The sequence below is a fragment of the Pseudogemmobacter sp. TB195 genome (genome assembly GCF_058313095.1).
The window spans coordinates 16,399-36,072 of sequence record NZ_JBZEGG010000031.1 but is presented as its reverse complement, the minus strand read 5'-3'; the positions used below and the strand labels follow the sequence as shown (position 1 = coordinate 36,072).

Here is a 19,674-nt window from a genome sequence, read left to right as displayed (position 1 = left end):
GCATTTGTACTGTCCGTTGGGCGCTTTTGGCGCGTTTGCCGTCGGACTTCAGCGTTAAAAGGTATCGGCCATGTCGGCATTGCCCGGAAACGGCCCGAGTCCGTCCACTCCCGTCATTGCCATCGGGGCATCGGCGGGTGGATTGGAAGCGTCCCGTACCCTGCTGAAATTGCTTCATCCGGATCTGCCGGCGGCACTTATACTTGTGCTGCATCTCGACCCTTCGCATGACAGTATGCTGGTCGGGCTTCTGGAACCCGACATGGGGCTGCCTGTGGTCGAGGCGGTCGACGCCATGCCTCTTTGCGAAGGGCGGGTTCATGTCATCCCTCCAGGAGTCTTTCTGACGGTCGCAGAGGGGGTTCTTCGTCTGGTGCCCCCCGCCCATGGAAAATCCGTGCGGCTGCCCTTTGACACCCTGCTGCGCTCCCTTGCCCATGAGGCAGATACGCCGACCACCTGCATCATCCTGTCGGGCACGGGAACAGATGGCAGCATCGGCATCGAAGCCCTGGCCGATAGCGGTGCGGTGGTGATCGCTCAGGACCCGCATGAGGCGGGATACAGGGGAATGCCGGAAGCCGCGATTGCAACAGGCCGTGTCGACCATATCCTGAAAACGGCCGCAATGCCGGCGGTGATCGACGCCATCCTGGCCCGGGGGCCGCGAAAGACGACGCCCCGGGCCGGCGGCGCCTCTGCTGCGGTCAGAACCGGGGCATCGGATACCGCCTTTGCCGCAATCATCGACCTGGTGGGACGTCACACCAAGCAAGACATCTCGCTCTACAAGCCCGGGACACTGACCCGACGGATCGAGCGGCGCATGGCGCTGGCCGCCTGTGGTAAGGATGGGGCGGATCGCTATCTGGCGATCCTCAGATCGGATGCGGACGAGCTGACCCGTCTTTCTGCGGATCTGCTGATCCATGTCACAGGCTTTTTCCGCGATCCTGCGGTCTTTGCCGAACTGCGTGACAGGACCATCCCGGATCTCCTGAGCGCTTTGCCGCCCGGGCGACCGCTGCGGCTCTGGGTTGCCGGTTGCAGCAATGGCGAGGAGGCCTACAGCCTCGCCATCATCTGCCTTGAGGCAATGGCGCAAACCGGCATCACAGCCGGGTTACAGATCTTCGCCACGGATGTGGATCCCGAGGCCATCGCCACGGCGCGCAACGGGTTTTATCCGGCAGAGATCGCAACCAGCGTCTCAGCCGACCGGCTGGCACGGTTCTTCCTGCCCGATGAGAACGGCTGGCGGGTCACGCCCGCTTTGCGCGAGACGCTGGTCTTTGCCGAGGCCGATCTGCTGTCGGATCCGCCCTTTTCGCGCCTTGATCTGGTGTCGTGCCGCAATGTGCTGATCTATCTTGGCGCCGAAGCGCAGCGCCGGGTGATCGGGTTGTGCAGTTTTGCCTTGCGCCCCGATGGCCTGCTGCTGCTGGGCCAGGCCGAGGCACCGGGTCCGGAGGATGGCCGTTTCACCCTCGCCAACAAAGACGCGCGGCTCTGGCGCAGGAACGGGCGGGCGCAGACAGACGGCCTTTTTGCGACCGCCGGCCCGCGCCCCACGCCCGTGCCACCCGTACGACGCACGACCGATCTGGCCGATCTGTGCCAGAAGATCCTTCTCGAAAGCTACGCCCCCGCCGCCGTTCTGATGAACCGCCGGCTGGAATGCCTGTATTTTCTCGGGTCAACAGAGCGCTATCTGAACCTGCCGCAGGGGCATCCTGACAACACATTCCCGGCGCTGATCCCGCGACTTCTGCGCGTCAGGCTGCGGGAGGCGGCGGCGCTTTGCGATGCCCGGACGCCGCTGGTGACCGTATCCGGCGGGCGCCTGGGCAGCGGGGCCAGCTACAGCATTGCACTCCATGCGCTCGCTGCCGGGAAGGAGCCGCTGCTTCTGGCCTGCTTTGTCGATGATGCCCCGGCTTTGCCGCTTTCCGGCTCGGCCACCCCGCAAAGCCACGAGGGCGCGCCTGTTCCAGCGCTGGAAGCCGAGATTGCGACGCTTCGCGACGATCTTCTGCAGGCGCAGCGCGATCTGGAAAAGGCGGTCGAAGCCAATGAGGCTGACACCGCAGAAGCCCGTTCGATCAGCGAGGAATTCCAGGCGACCAATGAAGAGCTGCTGGCATCGCGCGAAGAGCTGCAGTCCCTGAACGAAGAGCTGACCGCGCTGAACGGCCAGCTCCAGGAAACGCTGGATCGGCACCGCAGCACGGCGGACGATTTGCAAAATGTTCTCTACAGCACCGATATTGCCACGCTGGTTCTGGATGCTGACCTCAATATCCGCTTTTTCACACCTGCGGCGCGTACGGTCTTTCGGGTGATCGCCACCGATGTCGGTCGTCCGCTGGCCGATCTGGCCGCCCTGTCCGAGGATATCGGACTGATCCCCGATGCGCGCGCCGTGCTGAAAACAACGGTTCCGGTCGAGCGCGAGATCGCGGGTGCGGGCTCCGCAGCCGGCGAGGTCTGGTTCCTGCGCCGGATCCAGCCCTATCGGACCAGCGACGGCCGCATCGACGGTGTGGTGATCACCTTTACCGATATCAGCGAGCGCAAACGCACGAATGCGGCGCTGGTCGAGGCAATGCATGAAGCGGATCGCGTGACCCTGGCGAAATCGCGTTTCCTCGCAGCCGTAAGCCATGATCTGCGCCAGCCTCTGCAATCTCTGACCCTGTTGCATGGGCTCATGGCGCGAAACCAACAGCCTGACGAAGCGGCGCGGCTTGCGGCGCTGCTCGAGCGAATATTGGGGTCGATGACCGGCATGTTGGATTCGCTGCTGGATGTGAACCGTATCGAATCCGGCATCATCCGGCCCGCCATCCGTTCTGTTCCGGTCGCGCCCCTGCTGGAGCGCATGGCAGAGGAATTCGGCCCACTTTGCCATCAGAAAGGCCTGAGGCTGCGCGTCATCCAAAGCTCCGCCTGGGTCCGGACCGACCTGCAACTGCTGGAACAGATGCTGCGCAACCTTTTGTCGAATGCGCTGAAATACACGTTTCGCGGCAGCATCCTGATCGGATGCAGGCGCAGGGATGGCGCAGTGCAGCTTGTGGTCTGCGACAGCGGTATTGGTGTGGCAGCCTCCGAACGCGAGGCGATATTCGAACCCTATTACCAGGTCGGAAAATCCACCTTGCAGACCGCACAAGGTCTGGGCCTCGGGCTTTCGATCGTAAGATGGCTCGGGACATTGCTGGACCACCCCGTTTCGCTCCGCTCGGTCGCAGGCACCGGCTCAGCATTCGCGATCACGATGGCCCTTGCAGACGCCGCGCGCGGCATCGCGCATCCAAAGGCCGGAGCCCCGGAGGCGGACCCCATCCGGCGGGTCGGGCGGATCCTTCTCGTTGAAGTTGAAGAGCCGCTGCGCATGCTGCTTCGCGAGTTGCTTGAAGCCGAGGGCCATTCCGTCATCGCTTTCGGGGATCCAAAGCTTGCGCTGCACTGGGCGGGCGACGGCAATGGCGCCCCCGACCTTCTACTGACCGATATGGCGCTGCGCGGCGATATGAACGGGCTGATGCTTGCCACTGAGATCTGTCGCCTGACCGCAAGCGACGTTCCCACGATCATTCTGACCGGCGACATCACGGTCGCAACCATGCGCAGCATCGCAGCGACACCCTTTCACCAGATCTCCAAACCCGCCGCATTACAGACCTTGCTGCGCCGCGTCTCTGAAATCCTGCGGACCGGCTGTGCTGACAGGGGATGCCGCCCCGCAATCCCGGGCAGCGCGACGATCCATGTCGTGGATGACGACCCCATGATCCGCGACACCCTGCACTGGCTATTCGAATCCGAGGGCTGGAAAGCCGCCACCTGGGCCTCGGCCGAGGCCTTTCTGGCAGGCTCACCGCCTGTCAGGGGCGATTGCCTGATCGTGGATGGGCTCTTGCCCGGGCAGGGAGGCGTCGCGCTGCTGGAAACCCTTCGTCGCCTGAACATCGACATTCCCGCGATCATCCTGACAGGCCATGGCGATGCCGCAATGGCCGTGGCCGCGATGAAGGCGGGTGCGTCTGATCTCATAGAAAAGCCGGCCAGCGCGAAAGACCTGCTTTCGAGTGTTGCGCGTGCCATTGCCGGCTCGCCCGGCGACCAGGCGAAAAGCGAGGCGCGCCGGGCGGCACAGACCATCTTCGCGTCCCTCACCCTGCGCGAGCATGATGTACTCGCGCTGGTCCTCGAAGGGGCGGCAAACAAGAACATCGCCGCCAAACTCGGGATCAATCAGCGCACGGTGGAAAATCATCGCGCCGCAGTCATGCGCAAAACCGGCGCGGCCTCGCTGCCCGCTCTGGTCAGACTGGCGCTGGTTGCGGGCGTCTCGATCACCTGATCCCCGCCTGCCCCGCCTGATCCCGGGGGAGGATTGCTGTCTCGCAAGCCTCGCCTTTCCATCCCGCCCCCCTGGCCGGGGGTCTGGGTCTGGCAGGGCCGGTTTGCTCCCCGGGCGGCCTGCGGTCTGCCCGCCCGTCGCTGTCCCGGGCGCCGGCCTATTCTTCATGAAAGCTGCGCCTGAAGGTCGCGAGGATCGGCTCGAACAGATAGGCCGCCATTGTGCGCGTCGAGGTGACCAGCAACACATCCGCAGGCATTCCGGGAACCAGCTCGTTGTCTCCGATCAGCGCGAGGCTTTCGTCAGACACCTCGACCCGGGCGAGGAAATAGGCCTGGCCGGTGGCCGGATCGGTCATCCGGTCACCCGAGACCGAGATCACCCTGCCCTTGATCTTCGGCAGCCGGAATGAGGCCAGCGCGGTCAGGTGAACCACCGCCTCCATGCCGCTATGCACGGAATCGATATCCATGACGGAAATCCGCGCATCGATCAGCAGACGTTCCTGGTCGGGGACAATCTCCATGATCGGTTCGGCCGGGCGGATCACCCCGCCCGCAGACATGAAGCGCGAATTCACCACCTTGCCACTGACCGGCGCGGTCAGGACGGTACGGCCGAGGATGTCAGAGCTGACATTCAGCTGCTCGGTCACGGTCGCGAGCTGGGCGCGGGCCGTATCTGTCTCGGTGGCCAGCTCATCCGCGCGGGCCGCATCCAGCGAGAGAAGCTGCAGCGCGACTTCGGCGCGTTTGTCACCCACTTCGGACATCAGCGCGCTCAGGCGACCGCTTTCCCCGGTCAGGGCCGTCTCCTGCCGCCGCAATTCCAGCAGCTGCGGCATGGTCGCCAGCCCTGTATCAAACAGCGCCTGTTTTGCTGCCAGCTCTTCGGCATTCAGCGCCAGCTGGCGTTCAATGCTTTTGCCCTGGGCTTCCAGCGCGGCAACCTGGGCCATAAGCTGTTCATCGCGGGACTTCAGGATGCTCTTCTGCGCTGCGAGATAATCACGCTGCCGTTCAAAAATGGCGTTCTGGTCATGGATCACCGCCTGCGCGCCCGGCATATCCGCCAGCAGCTCCGGCGGGTAGGTGACGGTTTCGGCCTGCAGGGTCTCGGCGCGAAGCCTCGCGACAATCGCAAGGGCGGTCTGGTATTCCGCCAGCACCGCATCATGGCTGGCCTGTGCCTGACGTCCTTCAAGCGCAATGACCGGCTGGCCTTGCGCGACCTCGTCGCCGTCCCGCACCAGGATCTCGGCGATGATGCCACCCTCATAATGCTGGATGATGCGGCGATTGCCGTCCGGGCTGATGACGCCTGAGGCCACGGCGCCCGAGGCGATCGGCACCAGTGCGGCCCAGGCCGAAAAGCCACCAAGGAATATGGCGATCAGAAGAAACCCCGTCAGCGCCGGCCCGAATATGATCCGCCCGACCCCCGGCGGAGGTTGCACGGGAGCCGTCAAAACCAGCGGCGGGCGCCGAAAGTTCCCCGTGGGCAACCGGGACACATTGCTGGTGGTCATGACTGGAGCTCCCGTTCACTTCCCTGCGCAGCGGAGCGGTTCACGACCGGGCCGCCCTCGGCTGTGGACTCCGTCGCGCGTGGCACGCTGGCCATCCCGCCCGCCGCCGCAGAGCCGCTGCGCAGCCGCGCCAGAATTTCGTCACGCGGGCCCTGCATCTCGATGCGCCCGTCGCGCAAAAAGACCAGATGGTCGGCACAGGCCAGCGTCGAGGGCCGGTGCCCCACGATCACCATGGCAGATCCCGCGCCGCGCATATCGCGGATCGCCGCCGACAAAGCCGCCTCGCCGGCCTGGTCGAGATTGGCATTCGGCTCATCGAGCACCACGAGGCAGGGCGTGCCGTAAAGCGCGCGGGCCAGACCGATGCGCTGGCGCTGGCCGCCCGAGAGCCGGGCACCGCCCTCGCCGATCTGCGTATTGTAGCCATGCGGCAGCGACTGGATCAGCTCATGCGCATGGGCGAGCTGGGCCGCCTTGAGGACCGCCTCGTCGTCGATCCGGCCCATGCGGGCGATGTTCTCGCTGATGGTGCCCGAAAACAGCTCCACATCCTGCGGCAGGTAGCCAAAGGCGCGGCCAAGCTGCAACGGATCCCAGTGATGCAGCTCGGACCCGTCCAGCCGGATCTGGCCGCTGCCAGGCGCATTCAGGCCCAGAAGCACCCGGCACAGCGTGCTTTTGCCGCCGGCCGAGGGGCCAATCACTGCCGTCACCTCTCCCGGGCGGATGGTCAGCGAGACCCCGTCCAGCACCGGCGCACGCGCGCCTTGCGGAATGAAACTGACGCGGTTCATCGTGATACGGCCGGTGGGTGATGGCAGCAAAAAGCGCTCCGGTTCGGCGGGAATGGCACCCAGCCGGGTTTTCAGCCGCCGGAACGCGATGCGCGCGCCCATGAAGTTGCGCCAGGTCGACATCGCCGCCTCGACCGGGCCAAGCGCGCGACCCAGAAGGATCGACGAGGCGATCATCACCCCCCCCGAGACATTGCCCCTGATCACCAGCCAGGCGCCGAGGCCAAGTATGGCCGATTGCACGAAAAGCCGCAGGAACTTGGTCAGGCCAAGGATCAGCGCGCCGCGCTCGGCGGCGCGTTGTGTGGCCGAGAGGGCCGCGTTGTTGCTTTCCTCCCAGCGGGCGCTGAGGGCGGGCAGCATGGCCATGGCGCGCACCACTTCAGCATTTCTGATGGTCGCATCCGCCGAGCCCTGCGCCGCCATGCCTGCCAGCGCCGCGTTCAGTGTCGCCTTGCGGGTCAGCCATTCGTTCAACAGGCTCAGCCCCAGCAAAAGCACCGCGGCGGTGACGGCCACCATCCCCATCAGCGGGTGCAAAAACCAGATCAGCAGTAAAAAGACCGGCGTCCAGGGCGCATCGAAGAACATGATCAGCCCCTGCGAGGAGACGAAGCCCTGCACCTGGGCGAGATCGCGCAGCATCTGCCCGCCCGCCGTATCGCCGACCAGCCGCGCCCGCACCCCGCTTGCCAGCAAGACCGGCCCCAGCCGCGCATTCAGCCAGCAGCCCAGCCGCACCATCATCATCGCCCGAAGCGCATCGAGCAGCCCAAGAACCAGCAGCGCCCCGGCGATCAGCAGCGTCAGCATGATCAGCGTCTCGACCCGCCCCGTCACCAGCACCCGGTCATAGACCTGGAGCATGTAAAGCGGCGAGGCCAGCATCAGCACATTGATCGCAAGGCTGAAGGCAAACATCACCCAGGCCGCTGACCGGCAGGCCCTGATCGCGCGGTCGAGTTCACCGCTCTGATTGCGTAGCGCAGCTGTCTTTTCACTGACCATGATCTGCTTTCCGTTGTTTTCCCGGTGCCGTTTCCGGCCAGTCCGGGCCGTGGAAGAAGGGAATGGCCTCAGGCGATCAGGCCCGGGTCGACGGTCAGGTCGTTCTGCACAAGGAAAGTCAGCGCCGCAGAGGCGGCGGCGACATCAGCCGTGGTGCCGAGGATGACATAGGTCGTGTGGGTTGCCCCCACAAAGCGCCCGGCCAGCAGCCCCCCGGCCAGCCCGACCAGCGAGATCCCCCCGGCATCAAGGCTGTTGAGCTGCAGATCCTCACCCGCCTGATAGTCGCGGATCGTATTGGTGCCGGCCAGAATGCGGAACGTGTCCATCCCGGCCACCGTGCCCGGCCCGTCTCCGAAAATATTGCGGGTGCCCGCGCCGCTGGCCACCAGCAGATCCTCGCCGCCGCCGCCATAGATCAGATCATTGCCGGCACCGCTGACGATTCTGTTATCTGCCGCGCTGCCGACCAGCTGGTCACTGAAAGCCGAACCGATCAGCGCCTCGATCCCGTTCAGGATATCGCCTTCGGCGTCGCCCCCGGCCCCCAGCGTGCTTCCGGTCGCGCTGAGGCCGACATTCACCCCCGCAGTCGAGGCCGAATAGTCGGCGGTATCAAGCCCAGCCCCGCCAATCAGCGTATCGGCCCCGGCAAAGCCCACCAGCTGGTCATTCCCCAGCCCGCCCTCCAGCCGGTTGGCCTGTTCCGATCCGTGCAGCAGATCGTTGAAGGCCGAGCCGACGGCGTTTTCCATCTGCAAAAGCGCATCGCCTGCCGCATCGCCGCCCTGGCTGGCCGAGCCGCTGGTGCCGGAATAGAGCCGCGCGAAGACCGCAGTCGCAGAAAACTGGTAATCGGCGGTATCAATGCCATCACCGCCCAGCAAGATATCGGCACCAAGGCCCGAGCGGAAAATGTCATCCCCCGCGCCACCCTGCAACTGGTTCGCGCCGGAATTACCGACCAGCAAATCGCCGAAAGCCGAGCCGATCAGGTTCTCGATGGTGCTGAGCTGATCGCCCGCCGCATCGCCGCCGATTCCGGTGCCAAAGCCGGTATCCGTCAGGGTGACAAAGACCCCCGAGGCGGAATTGGCATAGCTGGCGGTATCGACCCCATCGCCGCCGATCAGCAGATCCGCGCCGCCATTGCCGCGCAAAAGGTCATTGCCCGCGCCACCCTCAAGCCGGTTGGCAGCAGCCGAACCGATCAGCTGATCCGCCTGAGCCGAGCCAATCAGGTTCTCGATCCCGTTCAGCACATCGCCCGCCGCATCGCCGCCCGATGACAGGAACCCGCCATCCGCCGCGTCACTGAGGAGTGCGATCACCCCAAGCGCCGAGGTCGAATAGTCCGCCGTATCGATACCATCGCCGCCCAGAAGCGTATCCGCGCCCGCCCCGCCGCGCAAAAGATCATTGCCCGCGCCGCCAGTCAGACGGTTGGCGCCGTCATTTCCGGCGAGGAAATCGGCATGGGCTGAGCCGATCAGGTTCTCTATCCCGCTCAGCACATCGCCCGCCGCATCGCCGCCGGCAGTGATCGCCCCGCCGCCGGTGGTCAGCTGCACCGACACGCCCGCAGCCGAGGTGGAATATTCCGCCGTATCAATACCAAGACCGCCGGTCAGCAGATCTGCCCCCCCCCCGCCCATCAGGGTGTCGTTCAGTTCTCCCCCGGTCAGGGTGTCATCGAAGGCAGATCCGATCAGCCGCTCGATCAGTTGCAGGCGGTCCCCTTCGGCATCGCCGCCCAGACCGATCCCGACCGCAAGCGGGTCTGCAACTGTGGTGTTGAGGCTGACATTCACCGCCGCCGCCGAGGTGGCATAATCCGCCGTGTCATTGCCGCCCTGGCCGATCAGCGTATCTGACCCTGCCCCGCCGGTGAAGGTATTGGCCGAGACATCGCCGATCAGAATATCGCCAAAGCCCGAGCCGATCACCGATTCAATGCTGATCAGCACGGATCCCGCAGCCGCTCCGCTGCCGGTGCCGGACCCCATGTCGTACCCGACCGCGCCCCCGGCCGAGAAATCGGCGGTGTCGATGCCCTCGCCGCCATCCAGCACATTGGCGCCATTGCCGCCAAGCAGCGTATCATCGCCGCTGCCGCCATAGAGGCTGTCATTGCCCTCATTGCCCTCGATCCGGTCATTGCCGCCGCCACCCGTCAGGCTGTCATGACCGCCATTTCCGATCAGCCGGTCGTCGCCATCGCCACCATCGGCCAGATCATTGCCCTCACCTGCGAGGATCTCATCCGCTCCGGCACCGCCATAAAGGCTGTCATTGCCAATCGAGCCATTCAGGAAATCATCGCCATCCCCGCCGCGGATGAGGTCATGGCCCAGGCTGCCCAAAAGCGTGTCAGCGCCCGCACCGCCGTCCAGCACGTCATCGCCATCGCCGCCATTCAAGAGATCGGCGCCGAACCCACCAAAGACGGTGTCATGGCCAAATCCGCCCTGCAGCGTGTCATCCCCGCCGCCGCCATAAAGCCGGTCATCGCCGAAGCCGCCATCCAGCAGATCATTGCCGCCGGACGGATCGGTATCGGTGCCATCAGGCAGGCCATCACCGTCAAGATCATCTGCCACCCCGTCCAGATTGGCATCAGTCATGCTGTCGCCAAACAGGATGTCATTGCCATCCATGCCGCGCAGAATGTCATCCCCGCCATTGCCGACAAGCTGATTGTCAAGCCGGTTGCCGCTCAGCAGATCGTCAAAGGCCGAGCCGGTCAGGTTCTCGATGCCAGAGAGCACATCGCCCGTCGCATGACCGCCATTGCCGCGTGCCGTTTTCGTCGGATCGGCCGCGAGGATCACCGTCACCGCCGCGTCCGAGGCGGTGTAATCCGCCGTATCGACGCCCGCCCCGCCGTTGAGCACATCGCGCCCGGCGCCACCGACCAGAATATCGTCCGAGCCGGCGCCGTTCAGCGTATCGTCGCCGGCGCCACCGTCCAGATAATCGCCGCCCGTGCTGTTCGGTGCGACCGTGATCACATCATTCCCGCCGAGACCTTCAATCCGCAGCCTGCCATTTTCGGCGCGGGTCAGCGTATCTGCCCCCTCGGTGCCGGTAATGACGGTATGACCCGAAGCCGCAACAAATGCGGCCGCCGCTACCCCTGCCGGTGGTGCAGGCGGGATGATAAGGGGGTCAGGCGTTCTGGCCCGCGACGTGATTATTCTTGTCGAATGAACAGTAACCATATCGCATCTCCAGAACATCATCATTGAAACCGGAAGGATATCCGGCAGATATTTCAGCAGTCGCGTTTTCGTTGATAAAAATGGTCATATTTCCGGATAATGATTATTTTCAGATTCGAATATCCGGTTATTCATTCATCTGAACATCAGGCCGTTTTGCTGAAAGATTACATTCAGAAAGGATCTCCCGCCGAAAAAGAGGGCCTCGCGACGCGAGGCCACTCCTCGTTATGCCCCGGCCATACCAGGGGAACGATATTGCAGATCAGGCAACGGCAGCCCAGCCGGTTGCCGTGATGGACGAGTAGTCATCATTGACGAAAACGACAAGGTTCAGCTCGGTTGCACTGTCATCGCCATAGGCCTGAACGTCAATCGAGAACACCGCTTCGTTGCCGTCGATGCAGACATCGACATTGTAGTCGTGATTCACCGAAACGTCGCTGGTGAAATCCACAACGGCGCTGTAGTCGATATCGACGGTCGCCGAATAGTCATAGCTGGCATCGAAGTCGACGTCCGAATTGTTCCAGTAGGTCATATCAATCTCCTGTTGGTTCGCTGTCCCGGCAGATCCCGGCAACCATTTACTATTCCAGTTATTCAGACAGTACAAAGGCGCGAAGGTTGCATAATACTAATGGCGTAACCTGAATTTTCAAACCAGGCTGACAAAATGATATATATGCCGGAGGCAAAGCTCCCGACATATATAAATGTCATTGTATTGAGGATTATCAGCCCAGATCGCCGATCTGATTTCCGATTATAAGCAAATAGGCCTGCGATTCTGCATATACGCCAGCGTCATCGCCAAATACATCTCGCATGATGGCCTCGGCCTGATAATCGCTGAACACTCCCCTGATGGGGACTGCGGATCCATAACCTGGGTTCAATACAAAGAACTCGTCAAGTGTAAGAACCGAAGTCCGGCCATCAAACCGGAAGGTGATTTCCAGATCATCCCTGTCACAGGCACTGCGGCCAAGTGACAGCATGGTGCCGTTTCGAAGCGCCATTGTCGCGGGATCATCCCAGCCCGCGCCTGGCCCCATAAGCCGGTCCCCTTCGGCGATACGAAAATCCTGGATAACATCATCATCGAAGCGATCGGTGATCAGCCAAAGATCCGCACCGCTGCCGCCGCGGTAAATATCGTCGTCATCCCCGCCGCGCGCCCCCATGCGGAAAACATCATTGCCGGCACCGCCCGCCAGGATATCCCGGCCGATCCCCCCATCAATCAGATCATTGCCGACACCACCGTCAAGAGAATCGCTCCCCGCACCGCCCAGCAACATGTCCTCGCCGGAGCCGCCAAAGAGGCTGTCATCACCGCGCCCGCCGAAAAGCCAGTCGTCTCCCCCTTCGCCCAAGAGACCGTCCTCACCGGTGCCGCCAAAGGCTGCGTCATCTCCCTCACCCGCGAAAACGCTGTCTTTACCATCCTCTGCAAACAGCCAGTCATCGCCGATACCGGCCCGGATCATGTCCTTCCCCGCCCCGGCATAAAGCAGCGTGTCACCGGCGCCGGTGGTGATCACATCGGCCTGGCGCGTTCCGGTAATCGTCGTGAATTCAATTTCTTCGTATACTGCGGCCTGTGCTGACATCACGACCGAAGACATCTGGCCCTCGACGGCAAAGACGTCAGCCTGAAGAACAGCAGAGCTGTTTTCGCCCCCTGCCGTGATGTGCGCCGTGAACGCGGCCACATTGCCGCTCATGGCCCCGCCATGGGTGCCAGCCGCGTCCGACGCCTGCCCTGACAAGGTGAACCCGAGCATCTGCGGAAGGGCCAGCGTGACCGAAAGGAAGGACAGCCCTCCCGACATCACAGCAGCGTCTCCCTGGGCAGTGGCCTGCAAATCCAGCGGCCCCTGGCCCGAAAGGTCAACGCCAATATACGCCGAGACATAGCCGCCTTCGCCATCAGGGCCGGACGCCGCGCCAAAGATGCCGGCCTGGCCATAGGCGAAACTCAGCAGCCCGCGACTGACGACATTTACGGTAAGGACTGCATCGGCCAGCGTCGCGGCGCCATAGGCGTCCACAGCCACCGAGACCGTAACCGAGATTGCGGACACTACCGTGAGACTGCCTGTCGTCACGGCTTCACGCGGCGATGTGCAGGACATCGCGCCCGGTGGCAGTCTTTCGGTGCAATGGCCCCGGCCAGAATAGCCTGTTCGAAAACTCATGGCGATCTCCTGTGACTGCTAAAGGAATAGCGGCTCGCGGGTGAGTCCGGCCAATGCAATTACGTATCTACACCTTCAGATGTATGCCTTTGCTTCTGAGCAGGGCACAGCTGAACCCGCGCGATCGAAAGCACCGGAATGAACCTGCATTCTCAATGGCGATGATGGTATCGGCCGATTTCTACTCAATTTTGTGATCAGGGACATGACCATTGACGCGGTTCCCGGCAAACAAGGCCACCTGGGTACGGTTTGCCGCCCCAAGTTTGCGCATGATCTGCCGGACATGCACCTTTACAGTAGATTCCTGCATATCCAGATCGCGCCCTATCAGCTTGTTCGATCTTCCCTTGCAGAGACAATCGAGTACTTCATGCTGCCGGGGCGTCAAATTCGTCAGGGAACCCGGGCTGTCCCCGACATATTTCACATCCACATATATCCTGACTCTTTCCCGCAAAATCGCTTCGCGCGGAAAGGACACTCCGCCTCCCAGAACGAAGATCAATGTCCTGATTGCCAGATCCGGCTCGGTGTCGCTCGTGATGAAACCTCTGAATCCTGCTTTCGCGGCGGTGGTCATTTCCTCAGCATCATTCAGATCCGATATGATCAGACACGGAGCATTGGATAACGCAAACGCTTCAAGGTCGGAAATTCCGAAGAGCGTGCATTTTCTGATCTCTACTCCGCCAACACTGAGGATCGTCAGCCTTGACTTCATCCCATTATCATAACTGCCATCGGCAGGGTCATCAGCGACCAGCTCCAGCTTCATAGCCTCTGCCCAGGATGCGAGAAAAGACGCGAGAGCAGCGCGTCTGAGCTTTTTGGCATCGACAACACGAACGACATCACGAATCACACAACTATCTGCCATCGATACTCTCCATCACACTACAGGAAACCATGGCAAATCAGGGTGCCTTTTCCCTGTACCGACCATCACATCCGATCGCGAGAAACTGTGAATTTACCGGCTAACAATGTTTCCCAAAGAGGAGACATATCTGCCGGCCACAACACTTAAATTGCCTGTTCATATTTCATGTCGCTTTGAGCAATGATCGCTTTATCCGAAGACCTGACGCGTCGGGCCACATTCAGATCCGGCGGAAGATATACATTTCCCCGTCTTCAGAGCTTCAGCTGCAGTGCAGCTTTCTGCCAGCCTCCCGATACACGTGCCCCCGTACGAGAACGCAGGTTACGCTGCGGCACCGAGGTCGCACAGGATCGGATTCTACTCAGGGTGAGACCGATTGTTCTTACGCATACCGCGCAGACCAGGCCCGGCCAGAGGGCCATAACGGGCACAGCCATTTTCACCGAAAAGGGCAACCGCGATGCGGTCGCGCAGATCACGAAACGGGGTCCGGACGATCAGGGAGACCCCGGCATAGCTGCCCCCGCGCTTAAACGCTCAGCCGGGGACGTGGCAGCGGATGGCCACATCCTGGCGGAGGCATCGCGGCGAAAGGCCGATCTCCCGGCGCCCATTTATGCCACCAGCCCAGGCAGAAAAACCTCCAACCCCCTCCACCTGTCGGCGTGAAGAACTGCCTGCGCCCGGCTCGGTCGAAGGTCTGTCACGCAGGCAGCCGGGTGACCTGCTCCAGCGCCTCCAGCACGACATCAACCCCTGCGCCCTCACGGCTCGCTTTGGTTGACAGCACCTGACGCCAGCCCCGCGCGCCGGGCAGGCCGTGAAACAGCCCCAGCATATGGCGGGTGACCTGATGCAGTCGCCCGCCATCAGCGATATGGGCGTCGATATAGGGAAGCATCTGGCGCACCACCGCGTCGCGCGACAGCAGCCGCTCCTCGCCCCAGAGACCATCCGCCCCGATCAGCACATGGCCGGGATCGTGGTAAGCAGCCCGACCGGTCATCACCCCATCAAGCCCCTGATCAAGCAAGGTTTTAGCGGCTGTGAGATCGGCGACTCCTCCGTTGAGGCAGATGGTCAGGTCCGGGAAACGGGCCTTCATCCGCAAGACGAGGTCATAATTCAAAGGCGGGATCTCGCGGTTCTCTTTCGGCGAGAGGCCCTGCAACCAGGCCTTGCGCGCATGGATGATGAAATGCGTGATCCCGGCCCCGGCGAGACGCTCGATAAAGGCAGGCAGCACTGCCTCTTCGTCCTGATCATCGACCCCGATCCGGCATTTCACCGTCACCGGCACATCCGCCTCGGCCTGCATCGCGGTCACACATTCCGCGACGAGATCGGGATCCTTCATCAGCACCGCGCCGAAACAGCCCGACTGCACCCGGTCGGAAGGGCAGCCACAATTCAGGTTCAACTCATCATAGCCCCAGGGGCGCGCGATCCGCACCGCCTCGCCCAGTTCACGCGGGTCAGAGCCGCCGAGCTGCAGCGCCACCGGATGCTCTTCGCCGGAAAAATCCAGCAGCCGCGCTTTGGGCCCGTGAAGGATCGCAGGCGCAGTCACCATCTCAGTATAGAGCATGGCGCGACGGCTCATGACCCTGTGAAAATAACGACAATTTCTGTCAGTCCAGTCCATCATAGGGGCCACGGATAGTCTATGCGATTGATTTTTATGCATTTTTATAGTATCTTCAATCCGTTGACCCAGTTTGCCCCTACGCCAGGTTACGCCCTGATATCCCCGAATTTCCCCCTTTACGACGACTCATTGCACACAGAGCGCACACGAAAATGGCCTCGATCTCCAAGCTTCCATCCGGCGCATACCGGGTCCAGATCAGACGGAAAGGCCGCTACGCGAGCGAGACTTTCCTGCGTCGGGAGGACGCGCTGAAATGGGCCCGGCAAGCTGAGACACTCGTCGATCAGGGGCTTCCCCCCAACAGATCGTCCATCTCTCGTCTGCACACCTTCGGTGACCTGATTGACCTTCATATAGCTGATATGAGTGCGGTAGGGAAACCACCCCGCCGCAGCAAGGAAGCTACCCTTGCGACACTCAAGCGCGACCTCGGCAAGGAGAAGGTAGGTCACCTCGATCGACACAAGCTGATCGAGTATGGGCGCAAGCGCGCGGATCAGGGTGCCGGCCCTGTAACCCTCGGCATCGACATCGGCGTGATCAAGATGATCCTTACCCATGCTGCCGCTGTTCACGGGCTGGAGATTTCAGCTGAACCCGTCGATCTCGCCCGCGTGGCGCTCAAGCGGCTCGGTCTGATAGGTAAGGGCGTCGAGAGAGATCGCCGACCGACAACGGCTGAACTCAACCGCCTTTTCCGTTGCTTTGATGATAACGCACGTTTGACGATGCCAATGTCCCGCATCGTACAGTTTGCCATCGCGACCGCGCTCCGTCTCGACGAAATTTGTCGGGTTGATTGGAATGATCTGGACATAGGGCGGCGTATGTTGGTGATCCGCGACCGTAAAGATCCTCGGAAAAAAGCTGGTAATGACCAAAGGATCCCTCTGTTTGCTGCGACGGGGTTCGACGCATGGGCCTTGGCAATGGAACAAGCCAAGCACGTTGGGACCCCGAAAGGACCGATTTTCCCGTACAATTCCCGATCCGTAGGAACAGCGTTCCGTCGCGCATGCGCAGAGGTCGAGGTCGAAGACCTGCACTTTCATGACCTGCGACATGAGGGCACAAGCAGATTGTTTGAGTTTGGTCTTTCCATCGAACAAGTTGCTCTGGTGACAGGGCACAAGGATTGGAAGATGCTACGTCGATACACCCATATTCGTCCTGAAGCACTGCACTGTCTTGTATCTGCGCGAGCGCCCTACCCCGCCCACACCTTCGCAGCTGAGTGATAGGGGCGATCTGCCGGGATACGTCGGGAAGACCGAAACTGAAGGAGGTTCGTCCATGATCGCCAACATTCTGATCGCTGCGATTGCGTCGCTTCACATCTATATTCTGGTCATCGAGATGTTTCTCTGGACCACACCGAGGACCCGGCGCGCGTTCAATCTGACCGAAGACCTCGCAGAGAAGACCAAAGTGATGGCCGCCAATCAGGGCCTTTACAACGGGTTTCTGGCAGCGGGGCTTATCACGGGCCTTGTGATGGGGCCGGCCGGGATGGCTTTCAAACTGTTCTTTCTGATCTGTGTGGCAATTGCAGGGGTTTTCGGTACGGCGACCGCGACTAGCAAGATCTTGTTCATCCAGACGTTGCCCGCGCTGCTGGCACTTGGCACACTTCTGGCGGGAATATGAGACATAGGGACGAAGGTGCTCAGAACGGGAACTGAGCGTCGAGATATTTGTCCATAAGGGCTGACCAGAGTGCCGGTTTGAACATCAGCCCGTGACCCGCGCGCAGAGCGACAAACTGGCCCAGGCCGCACGCCTCCAGAAACTGCGCATGGTTTTTCGCGCAATGGGCGATGCTGTAATATGGGTCATTGCTGCCGTGGAGCCAAAGCGTGGGAACACCTGCGGCTGCCCCGCGGCGGAAGAGGTGCTGGTTAAGTGCCTCATAGCCCGTGCAGGCTTGCCCGAGCCAGCCGCCGCTGAAATTGACCGCCGCTTTGAACAGTCCAGGCCGCATCCCAGCAAAGGCGATGGCGAGGATCCCGCCCCGCGACACTCCGCCAATGGCCAGACGGGTCATGTCGACACCCGCTTGGGCGGGCAGATAAACCCCCACCGAGACGACAACCATCCGCCCGAAACTGCGGGTCACGAGGAATGCGATGGCACCGAACATGGTTTGATCGAGCGTCACAGCTTTGCTGACGGTCGCGCCCGCTACGAGGCCGGCGGTTCCGAGCATCATGATCACTTTGTGAATGTCGAGACCGACGAGGTGATCGAGTTCACCTGCGAATAGATTGAGAGGCTCCAGCAGAAGATCGCGGACGAGCACGGAATCGAGATCGTCGGGCACAAGCTTGAGATTTATGTTAAACCCCATGCGAAGGGTGCAAGACGCCAACCGTGATCCCGCCCACCTTTACGGCATTTTGTCGATGGACCCGCTGTTCAAGTCAATCGTCTGAAACATCCCCGGACAAGTCTCGGGATCGGGCGATAGGTGTTCGCCCCCCCTGTTTCCGCTAAAGGGCAGCAGGTTCGGCAGCGATAAGCAGAATAGCCACTCGCGGAGCCGGATATTTATGGCAACCAATCGCTGGACCGCAATGGTGCAGGCTTCGCTCACTCCCACCGGGGAGCGGGCAATCCGCGCGTCAGGCCCGGCTATGACACGGTTCATTCAATCATTCCCGCGCCGCCGGAGTGACAACACGCCCCAGGCAACAAGTCCGATTATCAGCCCCCAGAAAGCGCCGCCAATCCCGAAGAGCTGAATATTCGCGGCCGAGGCAAGGAAGGTGATCAGCGCCGGTTCGCGGGTGGCCGGGTCGGACATGGCGGTTGCAATGCTACCCCCGATCGTGCCCAACAAGGCAAGCCCCGCCAGGGTGGCGATGAACCCAGCCGGAAAGGCCATGAACACCCCCGCCAGCGTGACGCCGAAGATCCCGATCAGCGTGTAGAACAGCCCGGCGGCAATCCCCCCGATCCAGCGCTTGGCCGGATCCTCATGCGCCTCTGGGCCGGTCACGATGGCTGCGGTGATCGCCGCCACATTGAACGCATGTGCGCCAAACGGTGCCATCAGAGCCGAGCCGAGGCCTGTTACCGTCACGATTGGATTGGCGCTGATCCGGTAGCCGTCATTGCGCAGAACCAGCATGCCCGGCATGTACTGGCCGGTAAGCGTGATCAGGAAGAGCGGCAGCGCAAGGCTGAGCGCCGCAGTCAACGTGAACTCCGGCATCGTAAAGACCGGAACAGCCAATTCCAGCCGCACCCCCGACAGATTGACTTCGCCGCGCGCCAGCAGCCAGACCAGCCCGACCGCGAGAATGCCGATGATCGCATAGCGTGCGGTGAACCGCTTCAGGACAAGATAGCTGACGAACAGCAGGATCACGAGGACCGGATCGACACTGGCGGCGCCAAAGGCACCGATCCCGAATTGCAGCAGGATCCCGGCCAGAAGGGCGGCGGCGATGGCGGGCGGGATGAGGCGGATCAGCCGATCGAAGAACCCCGAAAGCCCAAGGACGACAAAAGCCAGCGCCGAGAGAATATAGGCCCCGATGGCCTCGGGGTAGCTGACGGTGCCGAGCGACATGACCAGAAAGGCCGCCCCCGGCGTCGACCAGGCAGTGATGATCGGCATCCGGTAGCGCCAACTGAGGAAGAGGCCACTCATGCCAACCCCGACCGAGACCGCCCAGACCCAGGATGCGGTCTGGACTGCATCCAGCCCGGCAAGCTGCGCCGCCTGAAAGACCAGAATGAAGGTGCCGCCATAGTTCACGATGACCGAGATCAGCCCGGCCATCACCGGGGGCAACAGGTCTTTGGAGCGGGATGAAGCCATGGTGGTCATGATGCAGACAGTCCTTCGGAGCGTGTTTGTCCGGGCCTAGCTGCAGACCGGGCGGTCCGTTCCCGCCAATTCTGACCCAAAGGGCAGACCATTGGCAGACAGATCGCGCCGCTTCTTCGTGGTAGTAAGTCACACCACCTCGACAGCCCTGTGGCTGCGCCCAAGAAATCGGTAT

13 protein-coding genes are annotated in these 19,674 nt (G+C 62.0%); 4 read left to right on the top strand and 9 right to left on the bottom strand.

Annotated elements, in window-relative coordinates; all coding sequences use genetic code 11:
* Positions 1 to 70 precede the first annotated feature (70 nt).
* Complete coding sequence (locus AC4FS3_RS24570) at positions 71 to 4,369, top strand: CheR family methyltransferase (RefSeq protein WP_491022706.1); 4,299 nt, start codon at positions 71 to 73, stop codon at positions 4,367 to 4,369.
* A 157-nt stretch (positions 4,370 to 4,526) separates the two neighbouring features.
* Here AC4FS3_RS24570 and AC4FS3_RS24565 read toward each other — a convergent pair whose 3' ends face one another.
* From AC4FS3_RS24565 to dusA, 7 genes are all read right to left on the bottom strand, one after another.
* The gene (locus AC4FS3_RS24565; protein ID WP_491022705.1) at positions 4,527 to 5,825 is read right to left on the bottom strand and encodes an HlyD family type I secretion periplasmic adaptor subunit; all 1,299 of its coding nucleotides are present in this window, start codon (positions 5,823 to 5,825) and stop codon (positions 4,527 to 4,529) included.
* 68 nt (positions 5,826 to 5,893) lie between these two features.
* Positions 5,894 to 7,702, bottom strand: a complete 1,809-nt coding sequence (locus AC4FS3_RS24560; RefSeq protein ID WP_491022704.1) for a type I secretion system permease/ATPase — start codon at positions 7,700 to 7,702, stop codon at positions 5,894 to 5,896.
* Between the two features lie 68 nt (positions 7,703 to 7,770).
* Positions 7,771 to 10,923, bottom strand: coding sequence for a beta strand repeat-containing protein (locus tag AC4FS3_RS24555; protein ID WP_491022703.1), 3,153 nt, complete (start codon positions 10,921 to 10,923; stop codon positions 7,771 to 7,773).
* Positions 10,924 to 11,188: 265 nt separating this feature from the next.
* Positions 11,189 to 11,464: a hypothetical protein gene (locus AC4FS3_RS24550; protein WP_198836437.1), complete on the bottom strand. Its 276-nt coding sequence runs from the start codon at positions 11,462 to 11,464 to the stop codon at positions 11,189 to 11,191.
* A gap of 196 nt (positions 11,465 to 11,660) precedes the next feature.
* Complete coding sequence (locus AC4FS3_RS24545; RefSeq protein ID WP_491022702.1) at positions 11,661 to 13,127, bottom strand: calcium-binding protein; 1,467 nt, start codon at positions 13,125 to 13,127, stop codon at positions 11,661 to 11,663.
* 181 nt (positions 13,128 to 13,308) lie between these two features.
* Entirely contained in the window at positions 13,309 to 14,007 is a 699-nt protein-coding gene (locus AC4FS3_RS24540) for a response regulator transcription factor (protein WP_491022701.1), read from the bottom strand.
* A gap of 709 nt (positions 14,008 to 14,716) precedes the next feature.
* Positions 14,717 to 15,700: a tRNA dihydrouridine(20/20a) synthase DusA gene (gene dusA, locus AC4FS3_RS24535; protein WP_491022700.1), complete on the bottom strand. Its 984-nt coding sequence runs from the start codon at positions 15,698 to 15,700 to the stop codon at positions 14,717 to 14,719.
* Between the two features lie 113 nt (positions 15,701 to 15,813).
* Between dusA and AC4FS3_RS24530 the strand changes: the two genes are divergently transcribed.
* Both AC4FS3_RS24530 and AC4FS3_RS24525 read left to right on the top strand, forming a co-directional pair.
* Positions 15,814 to 16,902, top strand: coding sequence for a site-specific integrase (locus tag AC4FS3_RS24530; RefSeq protein ID WP_491022699.1), 1,089 nt, complete (start codon positions 15,814 to 15,816; stop codon positions 16,900 to 16,902).
* A gap of 55 nt (positions 16,903 to 16,957) precedes the next feature.
* Positions 16,958 to 17,311 carry a DUF1304 domain-containing protein gene (locus tag AC4FS3_RS24525; protein WP_491022698.1) on the top strand — a complete coding sequence of 118 codons (354 nt, stop codon included), beginning with the start codon at positions 16,958 to 16,960 and terminating at the stop codon, positions 17,309 to 17,311.
* Between the two features lie 19 nt (positions 17,312 to 17,330).
* On the opposite strand, the gene AC4FS3_RS24520 is transcribed toward AC4FS3_RS24525, so the two are convergent.
* Positions 17,331 to 17,759, bottom strand: coding sequence for an alpha/beta hydrolase (locus AC4FS3_RS24520; protein WP_491022697.1), 429 nt, complete (start codon positions 17,757 to 17,759; stop codon positions 17,331 to 17,333).
* On the opposite strand from AC4FS3_RS24520, the gene AC4FS3_RS24515 reads away from it, so the two are divergent.
* Complete coding sequence (locus AC4FS3_RS24515; protein WP_491022696.1) at positions 17,721 to 17,927, top strand: transcriptional repressor; 207 nt, start codon at positions 17,721 to 17,723, stop codon at positions 17,925 to 17,927. The genes AC4FS3_RS24520 and AC4FS3_RS24515 overlap by 39 nt on opposite strands.
* A 384-nt stretch (positions 17,928 to 18,311) precedes the next feature.
* On the opposite strand, the gene AC4FS3_RS24510 is transcribed toward AC4FS3_RS24515, so the two are convergent.
* The gene (locus AC4FS3_RS24510) at positions 18,312 to 19,499 is read right to left on the bottom strand and encodes a benzoate/H(+) symporter BenE family transporter (RefSeq protein ID WP_491022695.1); all 1,188 of its coding nucleotides are present in this window, start codon (positions 19,497 to 19,499) and stop codon (positions 18,312 to 18,314) included.
* Between the last annotated feature and the right edge of the window lie 175 nt (positions 19,500 to 19,674).

Coding starts and splice junctions, on each gene's coding strand:
- dusA (WP_491022700.1), bottom strand. CDS start 15,700: ATGCATAAAAATCAATCGCATAGACTATCCGTGGCCCCTATGATGGAC.
- AC4FS3_RS24530 (WP_491022699.1), top strand. CDS start 15,814: ATGGCCTCGATCTCCAAGCTTCCATCCGGCGCATACCGGGTCCAGATC.
- AC4FS3_RS24555 (WP_491022703.1), bottom strand. CDS start 10,923: ATGGTTACTGTTCATTCGACAAGAATAATCACGTCGCGGGCCAGAACG.
- AC4FS3_RS24560 (WP_491022704.1), bottom strand. CDS start 7,702: ATGGTCAGTGAAAAGACAGCTGCGCTACGCAATCAGAGCGGTGAACTC.
- AC4FS3_RS24525 (WP_491022698.1), top strand. CDS start 16,958: ATGATCGCCAACATTCTGATCGCTGCGATTGCGTCGCTTCACATCTAT.
- AC4FS3_RS24550 (WP_198836437.1), bottom strand. CDS start 11,464: ATGACCTACTGGAACAATTCGGACGTCGACTTCGATGCCAGCTATGAC.
- AC4FS3_RS24570 (WP_491022706.1), top strand. CDS start 71: ATGTCGGCATTGCCCGGAAACGGCCCGAGTCCGTCCACTCCCGTCATT.
- AC4FS3_RS24545 (WP_491022702.1), bottom strand. CDS start 13,127: ATGAGTTTTCGAACAGGCTATTCTGGCCGGGGCCATTGCACCGAAAGA.
- AC4FS3_RS24540 (WP_491022701.1), bottom strand. CDS start 14,007: ATGGCAGATAGTTGTGTGATTCGTGATGTCGTTCGTGTTGTCGATGCC.
- AC4FS3_RS24520 (WP_491022697.1), bottom strand. CDS start 17,759: ATGGTTGTCGTCTCGGTGGGGGTTTATCTGCCCGCCCAAGCGGGTGTC.
- AC4FS3_RS24510 (WP_491022695.1), bottom strand. CDS start 19,499: ATGACCACCATGGCTTCATCCCGCTCCAAAGACCTGTTGCCCCCGGTG.